The 17558-nt window shown below is 45.1% G+C and carries 15 protein-coding genes and 1 pseudogene; 9 read left to right on the forward strand and 7 right to left on the reverse strand.

What is annotated here, in order from left to right:
- Positions 1 to 272: 272 nt before the first annotated feature.
- Together PGL02S_RS01000 and PGL02S_RS01005 are read left to right on the forward strand one after the other, a co-directional pair.
- Entirely contained in the window at positions 273 to 611 is a 339-nt protein-coding gene (locus PGL02S_RS01000; protein ID WP_076151955.1) for an ArsR/SmtB family transcription factor, read from the forward strand.
- Positions 612 to 661: 50 nt separating this feature from the next.
- A complete protein-coding gene (locus PGL02S_RS01005; protein WP_036639145.1) occupies positions 662 to 1144 on the forward strand; it encodes an SRPBCC family protein in 483 nt (160 codons plus the stop codon).
- A gap of 319 nt (positions 1145 to 1463) precedes the next feature.
- Here PGL02S_RS01005 and PGL02S_RS01010 read toward each other — a convergent pair whose 3' ends face one another.
- Positions 1464 to 1994 (reverse strand): GNAT family N-acetyltransferase, encoded by a 531-nt coding sequence (locus tag PGL02S_RS01010; protein WP_218029246.1) that lies wholly within the window; start codon positions 1992 to 1994, stop codon positions 1464 to 1466.
- A gap of 229 nt (positions 1995 to 2223) precedes the next feature.
- Between PGL02S_RS01010 and PGL02S_RS01015 the strand changes: the two are divergent.
- From PGL02S_RS01015 to PGL02S_RS01045, 7 genes and pseudogenes are all read left to right on the forward strand, one after another.
- Positions 2224 to 2711, forward strand: a pseudogene (locus tag PGL02S_RS01015) (recombinase family protein).
- 137 nt (positions 2712 to 2848) lie between these two features.
- Entirely contained in the window at positions 2849 to 3073 is a 225-nt protein-coding gene (locus PGL02S_RS01020) for a DUF554 family protein (protein WP_081742749.1), read from the forward strand.
- A gap of 295 nt (positions 3074 to 3368) precedes the next feature.
- On the forward strand, positions 3369 to 4319 hold the full coding sequence (locus PGL02S_RS01025; RefSeq protein ID WP_036639140.1) for a carbohydrate ABC transporter permease: 951 nt from the start codon (positions 3369 to 3371) through the stop codon (positions 4317 to 4319).
- Positions 4320 to 4383: 64 nt separating this feature from the next.
- Positions 4384 to 5253: a carbohydrate ABC transporter permease gene (locus PGL02S_RS01030; protein ID WP_006210627.1), complete on the forward strand. Its 870-nt coding sequence runs from the start codon at positions 4384 to 4386 to the stop codon at positions 5251 to 5253.
- A gap of 48 nt (positions 5254 to 5301) precedes the next feature.
- Positions 5302 to 6681, forward strand: a complete 1380-nt coding sequence (locus tag PGL02S_RS01035) for an extracellular solute-binding protein (protein WP_036639136.1) — start codon at positions 5302 to 5304, stop codon at positions 6679 to 6681.
- Between the two features lie 369 nt (positions 6682 to 7050).
- Positions 7051 to 8907 carry a terpene cyclase/mutase family protein gene (locus tag PGL02S_RS01040; protein WP_036639134.1) on the forward strand — a complete coding sequence of 619 codons (1857 nt, stop codon included), beginning with the start codon at positions 7051 to 7053 and terminating at the stop codon, positions 8905 to 8907.
- A gap of 173 nt (positions 8908 to 9080) precedes the next feature.
- Positions 9081 to 9365 (forward strand): hypothetical protein, encoded by a 285-nt coding sequence (locus PGL02S_RS01045; RefSeq protein ID WP_036639133.1) that lies wholly within the window; start codon positions 9081 to 9083, stop codon positions 9363 to 9365.
- A 537-nt stretch (positions 9366 to 9902) separates the two neighbouring features.
- Here the strand turns inward: PGL02S_RS01045 and PGL02S_RS01050 are convergent.
- From PGL02S_RS01050 to PGL02S_RS01075, 6 genes are all read right to left on the reverse strand, one after another.
- Entirely contained in the window at positions 9903 to 12446 is a 2544-nt protein-coding gene (locus PGL02S_RS01050) for a cache domain-containing sensor histidine kinase (RefSeq protein WP_255308600.1), read from the reverse strand.
- A gap of 11 nt (positions 12447 to 12457) precedes the next feature.
- Positions 12458 to 13507, reverse strand: a complete 1050-nt coding sequence (locus PGL02S_RS01055) for a response regulator transcription factor (RefSeq protein WP_036637368.1) — start codon at positions 13505 to 13507, stop codon at positions 12458 to 12460.
- A 110-nt stretch (positions 13508 to 13617) separates the two neighbouring features.
- On the reverse strand, positions 13618 to 15198 hold the full coding sequence (locus PGL02S_RS01060; RefSeq protein ID WP_036637366.1) for an extracellular solute-binding protein: 1581 nt from the start codon (positions 15196 to 15198) through the stop codon (positions 13618 to 13620).
- Positions 15199 to 15348: 150 nt separating this feature from the next.
- Positions 15349 to 16221 carry a carbohydrate ABC transporter permease gene (locus PGL02S_RS01065; RefSeq protein ID WP_036637364.1) on the reverse strand — a complete coding sequence of 291 codons (873 nt, stop codon included), beginning with the start codon at positions 16219 to 16221 and terminating at the stop codon, positions 15349 to 15351.
- An 18-nt stretch (positions 16222 to 16239) separates the two neighbouring features.
- The gene (locus PGL02S_RS01070; RefSeq protein WP_051449098.1) at positions 16240 to 17199 is read right to left on the reverse strand and encodes an ABC transporter permease; all 960 of its coding nucleotides are present in this window, start codon (positions 17197 to 17199) and stop codon (positions 16240 to 16242) included.
- Between the two features lie 6 nt (positions 17200 to 17205).
- On the reverse strand, positions 17206 to 17388 hold the full coding sequence (locus PGL02S_RS01075) for a tautomerase family protein (RefSeq protein WP_006210547.1): 183 nt from the start codon (positions 17386 to 17388) through the stop codon (positions 17206 to 17208).
- Positions 17389 to 17558: the final 170 nt, after the last annotated feature.

Genomic DNA, 17558 nt, shown 5'->3' on the forward strand with positions numbered 1-17558 from the left:
GGCAGTCTTGTTTATTCATGACATTAATTATCCCGCTGCTTATGAAGGAGCGGATTGGGAGTGGGGCAGTTTTAGCTAATTGTTATGGTACTTAACAGCTCAATAAAGCCACCTACTATATGGGGCATTGCCGACAAAACACAGATAATATATGGTAATACATTTTTTGGGAAGATAAAACCCTAATTTTTCTAATCTAAGTAGAAAAATCAGGGTTTTAATATTTAACTGAGTGGTTGACTTATTATTGTATATTCATTATATTTAACCATATGGTTGAACAAAATAATAATCTAGATAGTGTTTTCCACGCCTTGGCTGATCCAACACGAAGAGAAATTGTTCGTCTTATTGCCTCTCAAGAACGTACAGTATCGGAATTGGCCGCACCTTTTGATATGTCTTTAGCAGCTATTTCTAAGCATATTAAAGTCTTAGAACGGGCAGGCATTCTTGATAGGAGTGTAAAAGGTAGAACACATACTTGTCGCCTTAATGCCGAATCCTTATCATCTGCAACGGATTGGCTGCGCTTTTACGAACATTTTTGGAACAGACAGTTTGACGCTCTTGAACGTGAGCTTAGTAACGCTAAAAAGGAGGAACATTAAGGTATTTGCAATAAACTTACGATAAAATTATTATGAATAGGATGATTGAGATGATCACTTCAACAACTACCCTAACAATGACACGTCGTTTTGAATTCACTGCGGAAAGAGTGTTTGATGCGTGGGTAAACCCAGAAATGATGAGTAAATGGCTATTTAATCCAGAAGAAAAAGCTAATTTTGTAGAGAATGATTTTTGCGTCGGAGGGTCTTATAGGATTAGGGACCCCAAAGAAGGAGAAGCTATTGGGAAATATCTTGAAATCGATAAACCCTTCAAATTAGTATTTACATTTCAAATCCCAAAATATAGCGAAACGATAGACCGAATAACCGTATTATTAGAACCCATAGATGGTGGCTGCGAAATGACTTTCACACAAGAAATAGTGGTTCCTCATGAACAAGGATGGACCACAGAAGACATTGAAAAGGCGCATCGTGAATTTAGAGATGGTTCTGAACAGGGATGGAACAACATGTTTGATGTTTTAGTTAAACATTTATCGAACAGAAATAACCCCCAAAAATAACTAATCAAAACAGAAGCATGAACTTGAACGTCTTTTTTAGATTGAATAGTAGTCTCACTGTTTCACGGTTGGAAAACAATATGACATTTGGAGAAGTTTCTTCAACAAACGGGCTCGATTGTGGAATAAAACTTTATTTTACCTCCATCAAAAACTGGACGGGGGTATGCGTTTTGAAAGTATTTAACATGAAATCGGAAAGTAACCTTGTGAAAAAGTGAAAGATCTGTGTCGTAACAGGGTTTTCCGTCATAAAAAGTTGCTGATTTTTTCACAAAATAAACAGGATACTGATTAAGAATCACTCTTTTTATGATATTTATCCTTGGAAATTATGACGATCCAAACTCATGAAAAAAACAGGTCCAGGTTCTTCTGGGATATCTGGGACCATTTTAATAATCTGAAACCCAACTTTTTCATAGGCTCGTATAGCTATACTATTGTTAACCTCTGGATTAATAATACACCTATCTACACTTTCATCGGAAAAAACAAACTGACTTAGAAAACGTGACAGAATTTTTGTGCCAAGTCCTTTATTTCTATACTCCTCTTCTCCTATAAATAGGTCTAAACTGGCTGAATTAGTTAGATCAACATACTTTTCAAATACTGGATAATCACTCCAATTGAATGTTTGTATATAACCAATAGGAGTATCATTATAAAGAATTAGATACGGATCAGTTGGTTCAACCCTTTTGATATAATCAGAAAACTCTTGGGTTACCTTTTCATAAGGTTCTTTTTTGTTGTAAGCCCAAAAACGGTTAACAAAACGGTCATTTCTAATCCAGTCATACAGAAGTGGTAAATCTTCAAATATAAGCCTTCGAAACTTAATCATGTTTGGATCCAATTTCATATTTCCCCCTTTGAACAGGTTAACGTGATGGTTACTAATTTTTGGCCTAATAAAATTATTTTAAATTTTCAATCTTAGTACAGCTATTATTCCATAATCTGGCCCTCTTGCTTAACAATATTGTATCAGAATTATCTTTATAAATGCCACTTAGTATTGAGGGTTAACGTATCAAAAACGACCGTTTTTGGTATGAAAGGGGATGTTTGTATTGAAATTTGGTTATGCACGTGTTGGCACACAAGATCAGTCATTATCATTACAACTCGATGCATTGAATCAATATGGGGTTGATGAGACCTTTAAAGAAAAAGACATAACCGTCCACAGTTAGATGAACTTCTTAAAGTTTTGCGCAAAGACGATACAGTGGTTGTCTATAAATTAGACCGAATCAGTCGAAGTACCAAGCATTTAGTTGAACTTATGGAACATTTTGAAGCAAAAGGCATTAATTTTGTATCCATTCAGAATAAGATTGACACGACAACAGCAATGGGACGATTCTTCTTTAGAATGTTAACTAGCATAGCCGAATTGGAACGAGATATCATTAGTGAAAGAACAAAAGATGGACTGACGGTAGCTAGAGCTAGGGGAAGAAATGGAGGGAGACCGAAGGTTGAATCAAAAAAAATCATGCTTGCCATAAAGATGTATGAAAGCAAAGACTATTCTTTATCCCAAATTAAAATGTAAAGAAAGAATCTTCCAGCGAGACCCCTGATCGAACAGCGATTTAAGCATGCGGTGTCCAGATTTTCGACAGGCAATCTAGCGGAAGGATTATCTACCGCCTGGCGTCAACCTTTGGTATCGGTATTATTTTATCAGCCATTGTACTATTTTGTTGGCAAGGATTATTCTATGTTCTGGCCGGTGCTGTGTTGGTTTTTATCACACCGGAGCTGTTAACCGAAATATCCATTGTTAGGGGAATCTTGATTCTGAGTTCTGGCTTGAGCATACTAGGCATCCGGCATTTCAAAACGATGAATCTAATCCCAGCGCTGCTGATTCCGGTTGTGTTTATTACGCTTAAGACGATGCTGGGTATGTGATGATGAACCGTCAATTTCAGGTTAGATATCTGAGATGGACGGTTTTCTTCGTTTTTTAGTTTACATAATATTTATTATGATTCCTTATTCGGAATAGGCATACACCTAGATGTGGGCCATTGCATACACTGCCGATGAGGAGTCGTCACACCTATGTTGTTCTTACGTTCGCATCTGTGAAAAAAAGAATAACACATAATCCGGATTCGTCCACATAACCATGTACAGAATGGACATGATCGCTTGTCCAATCACCGGCATGAATCCGGTTATTAACGAAAGGAGGAGGATCAGTTTGTCATCCACCCCAGAAGGGAAATGGACTGCGGATCATCGGAGTATGGCTAAACGAAGATTCAGGTTTACACGCAATGACTGGATGGGCTATCTATTCAGTGCCCCGCTTATTATCGGGGTTGTGGTATTTGCCATCTATCCCATGTTCGCCGCGCTGTTCATGAGTTTTCATCAGACATCTGGGCTCAATTTATCGGGCGCTTGGGTGGGCCTCAGCAACTACCGATACGCACTGGAGGATTCCTTATTTTGGCAAGCGCTTACAAACACATTTATGATGGGGATATGGTCTGTTCTGCTTGGTATTGTACTGTCTTTTATTCTGGCCAGCCTCATTAACAACTTGAAGTGGAATCTGGGACGTAATTTTTTTAAAGCCGTATATTTTCTGCCCAATGTGGTATCCGGAGTTGCGACAAGCCTCTTGTTTTCGTTCTTGTTCTTTCCGTCCAAGGAGGGACTGATCAACTTTGTTATTGGCTTGTTTGGCATGGATCCTGTTGGATGGTTCACGAATCCTGAAGTCGCACGGTACAGCATTGTGCTGATGAGTTTGTGGGGCGCGCTCGGGTATAACACGATCATTTTCCTGGCCGGATTACAAAGTGTTCCTCGGGATCTTTACGAAGCAGCAGATGTGGATGGAGCCGGAACGTACCGGAAGTGGTGGTATATCACGATTCCTTATTTGCGTCCAATCTTTGTGTTTATGCTCATTATGGGAACCATTGGCGGCATGAAGCGGTTTACCGATGTCTGGTTAATCGGGGGAACGGCTGGCAATCCAGGAGGAAGCTTGATGACGGTCGTGCTGTACATTTACCGGAATGCGTTCCTTGCTTCACAGATGGGTCTGGCCACTGCCGTATCCTACTTACTGTTCTTGATCATACTCATTCTGACGGCATTCCTCATGCTCCTTAACCGCCGTAAAGACAGTTTAGACTAACTCGGTCGCCTTGCCGATTCGGGAACCTTAGGGAACCGTAAATTCACAAGACAGGAGGGTAACTATGATCGATTCAGCCTTACCCAAGGAACCTGTACGCCGTAAACGAATCACACTTCAACAGCTTATTTTAACAATGGCCCTGCTGCTGGGTTCATTTATTATGATTGTGCCGTTCCTATGGATGCTCGTGACCAGCTTCGATTGGGGGGCACGACTCAATATCTCTTTCCCGCCCAAAATATGGCCGGAGGAGCCTTCGATCCGAACTTATGAAGCCGCTTTCACTAACATCAATATGTTTCGATATATTGGCAATTCAACACTTGTTAGTGCAGGGGTCATTGTCATCAGCTCGTTGTCAGCGCTTTTGTCCGGATATGCCTTATCCAAACTCCGCTTCAAAGGGGCAAACTTCGTTCTGCTGCTGGCCTTAAGCACGATGATGATTCCATTCGAAATGACGATGATTCCTCAGTATCTGCTGTTCAGCAAGCTCGGTTTGGTTGACAATTATCTGGCTTTTTATTTGCCGGCGATGAATTATGCTTTCGGTACTTTTTTAGCCAAGGCGTTTTTTGATCAATTACCCGGCAGTTTAAGGGAAGCCGCGGTATTGGATGGGGCCAAGGAAATTACCGTATTCAGCCGGGTTTACCTGCCGCTATGTACTCCCATTATCGCCACCATGGTTATTCTGCTGTTCCTTGGCGTCTGGAACGATATGCTGTGGCCGCTGCTGATTCTGAAATCCGCTACCAAATACACCATTCAGATTGGTCTGGCGATGTTTACCTATAACAACGGGATCAATCAACAGCCTTCGATCATTATGGCGGCAACCACAACGAGTCTGATTCCGGTTATCGTCGTCTATATGTTCCTGCAGCGTTATATTATCGAAAGCATTGCGCTCTCCGGTATCAAGCAGTAATCCCGCGTTACGCGAATTTCATATATTTTTTACGGAGGTGTGTCTGATATGAAGAAGACGGTACTGCTTATTCTGTCTTTTGTACTTGTGTTTACGATGGCCGCTTGCACTGGCAGTTCGGGAAAAGATGTTACCGGCGGCGTCCAAATTGAGAAAGTGTCTGATATGCAAGGAACGGTTCGCGTTGCGCTGGCAGGCTGGCAGCTCGAGAACGGGATTGATGCGTTGACAGGGAATCCGACGATCGGCCTTAACGAATATTTGGATAAAACGTTCAAGAAAATGTATCCGAACATTAAACTTGAGGTATATCAAATCCCATGGGAGAACGTAAAAGCAAAACAAACGGCCATGCTGCTCTCCGGGGACGCGGATGTATTATACACGGGCGGAGCTTTTGCTTCCCAATGGTATCAGGAAGGACTGCTGCGGGATCTGGACGATCTGATTGAAAAGGACACCTCATTTGACCCCAACATTTATCTTGAAGGCATCATGAACAATTCCTACAGCACCAAATCCCCGGACGGCAGCAAGCAATTTGGCATTCCTGTCGCCCTTGGTCGCCGGATGACTATCTACGATAAGAAGCTGTTTGAAGACTGGGGAGTGGATACACTCACCGCACAGCCTGGTCCGGAAGAAATTCTGGATAAAGCTAAGAAAATGACTGGCAAAAACCCGAAAACCGGTGAAGACAATTACGGCCTGTATTGGAGCGGCAACTCGCTAAACGGATCTACCTTTGTTGCGCTTACCCTTGCTTTTGGCGCGAAGGGAGCGGAAGGGTCGTTGAAAGATATCAAGAACATCAAGTGGCATCTCAACACACCGGAAATGGTGAAGGTGCTGGAATGGCTGAAGGAAGCTGCCAAGCTGCCGCCGGCCGGTTTCGTCAACGCCCAGGGTGCCGAGAATTTCGGGCTTGAGAAGAACAACATTGCCATCGCGCTGGATTCTACCGGCGGTTCAACCATGAGTGAATACCGTTCGAAGCAGAACAAAGAGCTGCTGGACCGATTTGAGCCGGTATTGAACCTGGGTCCAAAAGGCGAAGGCTGGGTTGCAGTCGACCCGTTCATCATGGCAAAGAATGCAAAAGATGTGGATGCGTCATGGGAAGTGATGAAGTTCTTGACGAGTTACATGACGCAAAAATATATGTATGAAAATTTCTCGAATACCCCCACATTGAAAAACGCTGATTTCGTAACACCGGAAGATAAATTTGTGAAAAAAGCGCTTGAAATCGCGGAAGTTGGCCACTCGGAACTCATGGATGAAGCCAATCCGTTCTATATGAGCGACATCGCTCCAGCCATTAACGGATTTATTAGCCAGGCTGCATCCGGTCATGCACCGGATATTCAGAAGTTTCTGGATGATCTGCAGGCACGTGCAGAGAAATGGTCTGCTAATCTTAAGTAAGGTAGGTTACAAGAGGACTGCATAAAGCGCGCAACTCCTCAGAGACAGGCCTAATCATGATGATTATATGAGCCAATATGCAATATATTCCAGTTTATTGTAAAATGTGCATGGTCCAAATCAAGTGAAGAGATGAAGCCGGCCCAAGTGGCCGGTTTTTTTTATGAGATGGAATGGAACCCAGCATATTTTCAGGATATTTGCTGCTGCTGGTTACTGATATGGGAATCAGGCTTTAAGCCTGGTGCAAAATATGCGGATGTACCCGAGACTAAACGCCTCTACCGGATGCTTTGTCCCCACATACGATAAAAAAACAGGTTCTTGTGACGAGATACCCTATCAATGTGGCAAGGAGTTGAGACGACAATGGGTCGGCTGAAGACCGTACAGACAGAGATTCAAACCTATATTTCGCATCTCAAATCCTTACAGTTTCCGGACGGATCCTGGAGATTTCTTTTTGAAACGGGGCCGATGACAGATGCCAATATGATCATTCTACTGAAAAACCTGGATACCAAGCCGGAGCTAATTCCGCAGCTCGCGCAGCGTCTGAAGCAGCGTCAGGCTCCAAACGGCGCATGGAAGCAGTACGACGATGAAGTGGGCCATCTGTCTTCTACGGTCGAAGCTTATACAGCCCTGTTGCTATCCGGTTGTGCAAGCCGGGAAGACGTTATGATGCAGAAGGCTGAGGAGTATATTATACAGCATGGCGGTGTGGAGCAAGCCCATGTTTCGACTAAATTCATGCTGGCGCTAAACGGGTTCTATCCTTGGCCTCGTTTTTTCCCGCTGCCCCTGTATTTGATACAGCTTCCCAAATCAAGTTCTTTCAGTTATTACCGTTGGAGCTCGTATGTCCGCAGTCATTTTGCTTCCTTGCTGATCCTCGGCCACCGCAAGTTTAAGCTCCATCATCCTCCGGAGATCAACATCCATCATCTGTTTGTAACACAGCATTTTCATAAACTACGTGAACCGAGACGTTCAAATCGCACACGGGAAAGAAAGAAAAAAGGTTATCTGTCGAGAAGCGCACTTAAAAAAACAGAGCTAATCCTCCTGCAAAATATTGAAAATGACGGAACACAATACAGCTATGCCAGCGCGACCTTTTTTATGATTTATTCTCTCCTTGCCATTGGATATAAGACGGACTCACCGATGATCAAGCAAGCGGTAGAAGGCTTGGTTTCTTTCGGTTACACTGCGCTCGACGGGTCGCTGCACATTCAAAACTCCCCATCAACCGTCTGGGATACGGCACTGATTGCCTATACCCTCCAGGAGGCAGGAGTATCAACGGAAGATGCCGCAATTCTGCGAGCCGCGAAGTATCTTCTTTCCTTGCAGCATTTGGAGAAGCAGGAGTCGGAAAGAGACTCACGGCATCGTACCTCCGGTGGATGGGGATTCTCCGAGAGCAACACGGCCAATCCGGATGTTGACGATACACAGGCGGTTATTCGCGTACTTACCAGGTTAGCAGCTCAGCAGAGTGAATATAGCGCGGCATGGAGAAAAGGAATTCAATATGTATTCCGTATGCAAAATGATGATGGAGGATGGGCTGCTTTTGAGAAGAACAGTGCCTCGTCGATTATACGTTTATTTCGAATACCGCATTTTGCTGAAACTGCCTCCGACCCTTCCTGCGCGGATATTACCGGCCGGGTGCTGGAGCTGCTCGGGAATCACTTGAAACTGCGTTTATCCCATCCGCGCATTCAAGACGGTTTAGACTGGCTCGTGAAGAAGCAGAAGAGCGACGGCTCCTGGTATGGCCGGTGGGGAGTGTCTTTTATCTATGGCACATGGGCAGCGGTGACTGGAATGGCTGCTGCCGGCTTGCAGGCAGATCATCCTGCGATCCGGCGGGCCGTGGACTGGCTGTTGAGAATCCGGCATGAGGACGGGGGATGGGGGGAGTCCTGTCGGAGCGATTTCATTAAGAAATATAATCCGGCTCCATACTCTACGGTCGTCCATACGGCATGGGCTTTGGATGCGCTGATTGCAGTTCACGACAATCCAACCGAGGTGATCGATCAGGGGATCCTTCGTTTAATAGAGTGGAACCGACAAGAAGGCAGGAGAACCACATATCCTGCCGGTGCGGGTTTGCCGGGACATTTTTATATTCATTATCACAGTTATCCGCTGGTCTGGCCGCTGCTTACCTTGAGCCATTATGTGCAGAAGTACCAAAAACAGCCCTAATTCATCATATTTCGAAGCCTTCTGGTTATACACCCTGTCCATATTGGAAACATAGCATATGCTTTTATTACCGACGAATTGTCGGAAGCGGAACCAGCTAACAATAAGCGTTTACTGTATTTATTATTCAATCCTGAGGAGAATGAAAAGAAGCTTGCGAAAGGAGAAGGCAGATGGCATATCTTGATCCTGAACTAATGGGAACGTTTCGAGGCAAAATGATGAATCCGAGATACTTCCATCAAGTGTATGGAATTCTCTGCAAGAAACGCTGCGAGGATTTGCGAGACTATAACAGGTGCTGCGGGATGATTGATGAATTGTCCAATTGCTTGGGAGTACCGGTTACTCCTTGTCAAAAAGAAAATGCAGCGAAGTGGCTTATGGAATGCGGCGTCGATCCTCAAAATGGATATCATCGCAGACGCATGTGGAATATGGTATGGGGAAGAGGCTAAGCAAATAAGGCGAGTTTGGTTTATGCACCTTCGTTGAAGAAGTCGCGGGAATCCGCGGCTTTTTTATTTACTGAGTTGGGTACCTTGGTGAGACAGCTTATGTCTTGTTATGTATAGTAGGTTTAAAAATGGTTATAGTTGTATATGTAACCACCATGAATATTTACAGTAATTGGAATGTAATTGGAATTGAACTCGAAAGAAAAAACCTTTGAACAACCAAGCAAGGAATGCGAACAATCAAGGAATGCGGAATCGGTAATTTAGACGTATTATCATGTAATCTGTTTATGAACTTTGGAAAACCGAACTTAAATACCACATCGACGACGAACTGAATGTTCCGTTTAGAGTAAGTTTAAAGAAGCAGAAGCAGAAGCAACCAGAAAGACCAATATGGGCCGAGAAATAATATCTCTGTCTGAAGGTTTTTGTATGAAATCAATGATTCTAAGTTTTCCCGAGAGTCTATTTCACAAAACTCGTATTTTGTACATATATCAAAGAATAACGAAATCATTGATTGGATTTCAAACATTAACCCTGCGATCTTAGTACTTCTTCAAAATATTTAGCTTTCCCATCTTCTTCAGCAATCTGCATGATGATTTCTATTGTTTGCTTATGAACATGACCAGGGTAAATGCTCATCTTTTTTGTGCGCTCTATATACTCCTCAAAAATTATACGATTGTTTATTTTTTGGGTCATTGCCCAATTAAACAATTCTTTGGAAGATTTTATTATTTCGGCAGCTGCATTTCGTAATACTACTCGCTTCCATACTTCTGCAAGATCGTTACAGGTTTCCCTTCCCCTTAAAACTTCTAGAATGTATTCAAAAAAGTTATACATTAATTCAGCATTTTCTGTCACTCTTACAGGAATAAGTGTCCCTAACACAGTGAGTGCCCCAGCGTGTAAAAATGCATCGCTAATAGTGTACTCTCCTTTCCCTTTTGGAGCAACATGGCAAGCACTAAGTATAATAATGGGAGGTACTTTCTGTGTTGGAATTGGCATCCAAAATTCATCACCAACATCTATTCCTGCTATTCCTTCCGCTCCATACCTTCCATGAGCGGAAATTACCAAACAATCAATTTCGGTTGTTTCCATTAGTATAGAGTTCAACTTTTCGATTGAATTGCATTCTTTGTATATTATTGATGTCAGATCACTGGATTGTAATAAGTGATGAATAGCCAACCATCCTAAGTTAGAGTCATTTCGAATTCGGTCATCTTTAGATAGACATTCAATGATTAATACTTTAAAAGGTCTGCTAGTATTGATATAGTGCTCTTCTACTCTTTGAAGACCACGTTGGAAAGCCATTGTTAATGGTGTTATGGGCCTGTAAGAGATTGATACCATACAACATAAAGGATCACTATATCCTGGCAAAATAGCTAATCCTATCGGAAAGTCTGTGAAAGCTATAATTCTCGTACTGTTAGCAATGAATGTTCCAATTTCATCAGAGCCTATAACTTTCTTAAGTTCTTGTCCAAACCATTCCATGGTTTTTCTAATATAAAAAGATTTTTGATTATCGTGGGCTCCTATTCCTTCCGGAAAGGCATGCTGGAATATGTTCTCGACGATGGGCTGCAGGGAGAGCCTGACCATTTTCTCCAGCAAGAGCTCTGGCGGCGTGGCTACCTCGATTTCAAAGTCGCGCCCGATGCGATGCTTTAATATCATCATGTAATGCCGCACATGGTTAAGCTCGTTCGCAATCGTGATCTCCTCCAGATTGGTCTGAATGGAATAACGGAGCATGAAGGCCATGGCCTCCACCATGTCCGAGATCTCATCCGAATCCTGGACGATGGCGTAACAATTGATCGTCTCCAGTGTGTTGTACAGGAAATGCGGATTGATCTGCAGCTGCAGCGCCTGAAACTCTGCCCGCTGACGCTCAAGCTGTATATCCTGCAGCTCCAGCTGCGTTTTTTGATTGTGAAGCTCCGTATCGTACACCTGCTCGATCATGTCGGATAACCGGCTGACCATGAGATTGTAGCTATGAATCAAGCCGCCGATTTCATCCTCCCGCGGTTTTGCGTCAGAGATATGCGTCCAATTCCCCTTCTCTGTCTGCCTCATGCCATTCTTCAGATTGCGAATAGGATTCACGATCGATTTGCCAAATCTGTAGGCCAGGATGAGCGCAATAATCAACGTGACCAAACCTACAATAATGGTGGTAGAACGAATCCCTGAAATGGGAGCACGCAGCTCTTCCAGCGGCATCATAATGACAAGACTCCAACCCGAATATTCAGACTGGCGCGAGATGATCATCGTTTTGTCGCCAAGCACCGGTTCAATGAAGCGGTTGTCGCCCTTCGCAATAATGCGCTCCGGCAGATCCGTTGCCGTAATTCCGTCCATATCCACATGCTCGGGCGCATAAACGACTTCACCTTCGCGATCCAGGATGAAGAAGAAGCCCTGCTCTCCCAGATCAACGCCGTTCCATAAGCTGGACAGTTGATCTTCATTGAACTCAACCGCAAGCACGCCCTTTACGTCGTACGAATTCATCCCCCGGATTTTGCGCGCAACGGTAATCACGCTATCCCGATCCTGTTCCAGCAAGCTGGTCTTCAGGATGACAAATTCCCCGTTTTCCGGGGTCTTCTTCATCAATTCCCGGAGGCGATCGGTAGGATCAATCGACATCGCGGAGAAATTCTGATTCTGGTCAAAAATCGACCTGCCGTGAAATCCCAGAATATACATCATGTGCGTTTGGGTCGGATATTGAATGAAAATTTTCTGAAAGACATCCTTGCGGATGAGATTCGTGAACCTGTAGTGTTCGTAACTGTCGCTAGGGTCCATATCCAGAAATTTTTTAACGGAATCCTGCAGCAGAATTGTATTGCTGATCCGCTCAAACATTTGCAGATGATTGTCCGTTTGTCTTGCGGCGTTCGTGATCACGGTGGTCATATACTTCTCTACCTGCTCATCAATCGCTTCCGATGATTTCATGTAGAAGAAAACGCCGACCGTGGTAAGCGAGAACAATACAACGATAAAAAAATACAGGAAAATTTGACGGGACAAACTCCTCCGCATCATTCGATCCCCAGCAGCTCCCGGTATTCAGAGGGAGTATACCCGGTTACCTTCTTGAAGGTTTTCGTGAAATGGGGATGATCCGCATACCCCACCTCGAACGATATATCCGTTATTTTATAGTGCGGGATGGCGAGAAGTTTCTTCGCCTTCTCCATTCTTTTTTTGATCCGGTAGTGGACAAAGGTCTCATCCGTCATCTGTTTGAACAGCTGACTGAAGTAAGACGGGTTGAGTCCGAGCATATCGGCAACCTCGTCAAGCGAGAGATCCCGGGATAGATTACGTTCAATGTAAGCTTTTGCCTCTTCAACAGGCTCCTTGGCATTGCCTTTTCGCTTCTCCCGAATGAGCTTCACCGTCTGATCCACTGCCTGGCGGAAATCCTCAAAGGTATTGCGTTTCCCGCCGGCTTCCGATTCGGGCATTCCTGCCAAAGACTCAAACGAATACACATCCCTGCCGTTTAGCTGCTTGATCAGCTTCGCGTAGAGCTCATCCAGCAATTCCTGAAGCTGAATGGCTTCAAGCCTGCGCTCATTGCAATAATCCTCAATTTCCTGCAGTTTGGCCTGGATGTCATTCATTTGCAAATGCCATACGGCGAGCTCCAGCTGCTCCAGCCAATTCTCCAGCTTGGACAGAGGGAAATACATTCGTTGTTTCTCCTGCATCGATTTCCGGTCCGACATCAGTTTATTCATCGTGTGATGTACCACCGATTTGGTCACAGGCTTAAGCAAATACTCCTTAACCCCATACGACATACATTTCTGAGCGTATTCGAAATCACCGTAACCGGAGATAACCACCACCGTAATGTCGCCATATTTCTCATAAAGCTGCTTGCTCAGCTCCAGGCCGTCCATCTTTGGCATTTTGATATCCGTGAAAATGAAATCCGGTCGTGTCGTCTGGATCGATTCCAATGCTTCAATGCCGTTCTCGGCCGTATCCGCTTGAATCATCGAAGGATCCGCCTGGGTGATCAGTTTCGCCAAGCCCATTCTTATCATAGGTTCGTCATCAACGACCAGAATGCGGTACATTACCCGTTCCCCTTTCGAAAGCAGCGAGAGTAGTTTAGCTTTAGCAGATACTCCTCTGCTTGATCAAGCAAAGGAGTCATTCTTCAACACTATACTAAAACATGCTCTGCTTATTCGAAAGCGTTTTCTTTTTCGTTAAATCGTTTCGTTGCTTCTTCAATAATCTCGTTGCCGCCTTTGGACAGGTATTCTTCCAGCACCTTGCCGTAATCTTCGATCGGCTCCCTGCCGTATACCATGCGCAGGACATGTTCCAGGATCAGAGGCGGAAGTTCATCCGATTTCGGATTCAGCTCGGGGTACTTAACCATCGCTTCCAGTCTCGGATCGAACTCGATCCCGCGGCGACCTTCCTTCGATAACATGTTATCAAAGGCACTGATCAGTTCCTTGCCGGAATCGGACAGCTCGGATACGCGCTTGTTGTACGTTGTATCCTGCACAAGCCACAGCCAGTAGTTCAAATACCGCATTTTATCCGCGCCGGCGGCATCGGTCGGAACCTCAAAGACCGGCTTGCCATCGGTTACTTGATAGTCCTCGCCTTCAATCCCGAAGCTGAAGAACAATTCCGCATCCTCACTGACCATCCAGTTGAAGAATTTCACGATATCCTCCGCCTTATCCTTCGCTTTGGCGTTAATGAAGAAAGAACGGGTGACCGGATTATAATGGGCATAGCCCCCCTTGCCATCAGGTCCTACCGGAGATGGAATCAGAGCTACTTTGGCATCCGGTACACTCTCGGTGAGCTGGGTTCCCCAGATCGGAAGCTCATTGGCATTCATGGACCACATGCCAGCTTTGCCGCTCGTTACGATGGACTTGAAATCAGCGCTCTCGATCGTGGCGAATTCCTTGCTGATCAATCCTTCTTCATGCATTGTCTTATAGATTCCAATCGCTTGCTTCATATTCTCCTCGTCGAAGAAGGTAGGCTTCACCTTCCCGTCCGGGAACACTTTGAACTGGTTCAGATAGCCCAGTACGTCATAAGCGCCGAAGAAGGTATCGGCATATTTGAAGTTCTGGCGACCGGCATAAGGCTGCTCCACCCCGGCTTCTTTGAACGCTCGGAGTACGTCCATCGTCTCCTCAACCGTTGTCGGAATTTCCTTGCCCACCTTCTCCAACAGGTCGGTACGAATCCACGTTGCCCGTCTGGATGGATTGGAGAGAATTTCGGGAATCCCGTAAATGTTGCCTGTCTTCGAATCCGTCATCCGCTTCCAGGCTTCCTCCGGGATAAACTTGAGCAGATCCTGCCCGTGCTCTTGCAGAAGATCGTTCAGCGGCAGAAACACTCCGTTCTCGACAGCGCCAGCCAGCTCAGGGCCGCTGATTCCGCCAGTTCCCTGCACCACATCCGGAATGTCGTTCGTTGCAAACATCTGCACCATTTTATCCTGGTACTCATTATGCGGAATGAGACGGATATCAAGGTCCGTATTCGTCTTTTTCTCCAGCTCCAGCACATATTTATCCTTGTTGATATCCGCATTCTTCTCCACATAGGATACGTTGAGCGTCCGCATCGAGATGGAGAATTTTGTTGCTCCCGCTGCTTCCCCGCCTTCTGTTTTACCGCCACCGGCATGGGTCCCGGCGTCGCCTCCATTGTTACCCGCACAGCCAGCAAGCATGGTCAGAACAAGACCTGCCGTGAGCGCGCGCGTCCACCTTTTTCTCATGATTACCCCTCTTTTCAAGCTAATATAGTTGCTCATAATAGCGCTTTCAAACTTAATATCAGTATAGAGAGCCGTCAGGGCGGGAACAAGGAATGTCTTTGGCTCGGTTTGTCGTTTTTTTAGGATCACGCTTTGGACTACTCCACTGAATTATTCTTTGATCGACCCGATCATCATCCCATGAATGAAGAACCGCTGCAGAAACGGATACAGGAGAATGATGGGCACCGTGGCTACCAGAATAACCGCCATCTGGATGCCTTGCACGGACTGGGAGCTTGCTTCAAACGCAAGGTTGCCTGTATCGGTCAATCCTTCGTTCACGAGCAGCTCTCTTAACTTCACCTGCAGAGGATACTTGGCTCGATCGTTGATATAGTAGAGTGCATCCATGTATTTGTTCCAGTTGGTCACCGAGTAGAATATACCTACCGTCGCCAATGCCGGCTTCGACAGCGGAAGCACGATGCTCCATAATGTGCGGACCTCGCTGCATCCGTCAATACGGGACGAGTCGATCAGTTCATTCGGAATCTGGGTGAAGAAGGTTCGAAGCACAAACAGATTGAATGCACTGATTGCTGTTGGCAGCATCAACGACCACAGTGTGTTCACCAGATTCAGCTCACGCATCAGAATAAATTGCGGAATCAGCGGCGCCGTGAAAATCATCGTCATCAGGATGATGATCATGATCGTTTTTCTGCCTACATACTCGGGTCTGGACAGTGGATACGCCAGTGAGGCAGTAGCTGCCAGATTAATGAAGGTACCGAACACTGTAATATAAACACTGATTCCAAAAGCCCTCCAAATGGAGACGTCATTGAATACGTGCTGGTAGTAAGCAAACGTAAACTCCACCGGCCAGAACATGACCTCTCCCCGGTCAATAGCGCCTGGGCTGCTGAACGACTGAGCGATCACGTTGAGAAAAGGGAACAGCATGGTGAGTGCAAGAAAGGTAAGGATAATATAGTTGCACACAAGAAACAGTTTTCTGCCTGCACTGTCATATTTCACGTTGGATGTCACTCCCCTCTAATACAGCGACTCGCCGGTCGCTTTCTTGCTGATGGTGTTCGCTATCGAGATCAGGAACAAGCCGACAACGGATTTGAACACCCCGATGGCTGTTGCATAGCTGTACTGAAGCTGCTGCAGGCCAGCCTTGTAAATGTACGTATCCAGAATCTCGCTGGATTGAATGTTAAGCGGGTTCTGAAACACAAAGACGCGTTCAAATCCATAATCCATGAAATCCCCAATCTTGAGCAGGAACAGGATCGTAATAACAGGAAGCAATGCCGGCAGCGTAATGCTGAGGGTCTGACGCCATCTTCCCGCTCCGTCAATATCGGAGGCTTCGTAGAGATCCGGGTTGATACCTGCAAGTGCCGCAAGATAGATAATGGTCCCCCATCCGACGTCCCTCCATAATCCGGAGCCCACCAGCACAGAACGAATATAGGAATCCTCTCCAAGAAAATAGATCGGTTCCATGCCGAACCAGCCCAGCATCACATTCACGATCCCGGATGATGGAGACAGAATGCCAACAAAGATACCGCTTACAATGACCCATGATAGAAAGTGCGGCGCATAGAAAATGGTCTGCACAATCTTCTTGTAAACGACTTGGCGAACCTCATTAAGGAGTAATGCCAGAACAATAGGCGCTGTAAAAGCAAACAAAATGTCGTACGTGCCCAGTAGAAGCGTATTGCGTAATATTTTCAAGAAATCGTAATGCTGGAACATCCGTTCAAAGTGCTCGAGACCCACCCATGGACTTTGGGTCACGCCGGCAAACAGATTATAATTCTGAAATGCGATGACAGAGCCCATAAGCGGAACATACTTGAACAATCCGAAGAACAGAAGACCTGGTAGGGATATGAAATACAGTGCCCTGTATTTCCACATGAAGCCTAATATGTTTTTGCGCTTGGTATGTTTTCCCGGCAGCGCCTTGCTTACTGCTTTTGTTGGTTCGGCCATCTGTGCTCACCTCTTGTTTCTCAAATTGGCCGGTGCATGATCATCTATCGGAATTTCGTCAAACTGGATGCTGATGAATTCGGGTTCACGATCAATAATACGGGACAACTCTCTTGTAAAAACATCAATGATTTCGCTCTTCTGCTCATCCGAGCGTCCCTCATACATTTTAATAGTGATTTGCGGCAACGGCTTTCGCCTCCTTATGAAATGGATGTGATGAATATCCTTATCCTATAAGTTTTCAGGTACGGGCAGCAATGGAAGTTGATCGCTTCCCTTGTGTTTTTTTTAGGTGCAGAAGGCTGCTTGTGTTTTTTTAGGATCGGCTTGTTATTTCAATAGTTCTTCTGCTCCGC

Source organism: Paenibacillus glucanolyticus NBRC 15330 (assembly GCF_004000885.1).
GTDB lineage: Bacteria > Bacillota > Bacilli > Paenibacillales > Paenibacillaceae > Paenibacillus_AQ > Paenibacillus_AQ glucanolyticus.

Excerpts from the sequence above, each read along its gene's own strand:
- PGL02S_RS01060 (WP_036637366.1), bottom strand. The coding sequence starts at position 15,198 with ATGAGAAAAAGGTGGACGCGCGCGCTCACGGCAGGTCTTGTTCTGACC.
- PGL02S_RS01035 (WP_036639136.1), top strand. The coding sequence starts at position 5,302 with ATGAAGAAGACGGTACTGCTTATTCTGTCTTTTGTACTTGTGTTTACG.
- PGL02S_RS01000 (WP_076151955.1), top strand. The coding sequence starts at position 273 with ATGGTTGAACAAAATAATAATCTAGATAGTGTTTTCCACGCCTTGGCT.
- PGL02S_RS01045 (WP_036639133.1), top strand. The coding sequence starts at position 9,081 with ATGGCATATCTTGATCCTGAACTAATGGGAACGTTTCGAGGCAAAATG.
- PGL02S_RS01040 (WP_036639134.1), top strand. The coding sequence starts at position 7,051 with ATGGGTCGGCTGAAGACCGTACAGACAGAGATTCAAACCTATATTTCG.
- PGL02S_RS01055 (WP_036637368.1), bottom strand. The coding sequence starts at position 13,507 with ATGTACCGCATTCTGGTCGTTGATGACGAACCTATGATAAGAATGGGC.
- PGL02S_RS01005 (WP_036639145.1), top strand. The coding sequence starts at position 662 with ATGATCACTTCAACAACTACCCTAACAATGACACGTCGTTTTGAATTC.
- PGL02S_RS01030 (WP_006210627.1), top strand. The coding sequence starts at position 4,384 with ATGATCGATTCAGCCTTACCCAAGGAACCTGTACGCCGTAAACGAATC.
- PGL02S_RS01010 (WP_218029246.1), bottom strand. The coding sequence starts at position 1,994 with ATGATTAAGTTTCGAAGGCTTATATTTGAAGATTTACCACTTCTGTAT.
- PGL02S_RS01070 (WP_051449098.1), bottom strand. The coding sequence starts at position 17,199 with ATGGCCGAACCAACAAAAGCAGTAAGCAAGGCGCTGCCGGGAAAACAT.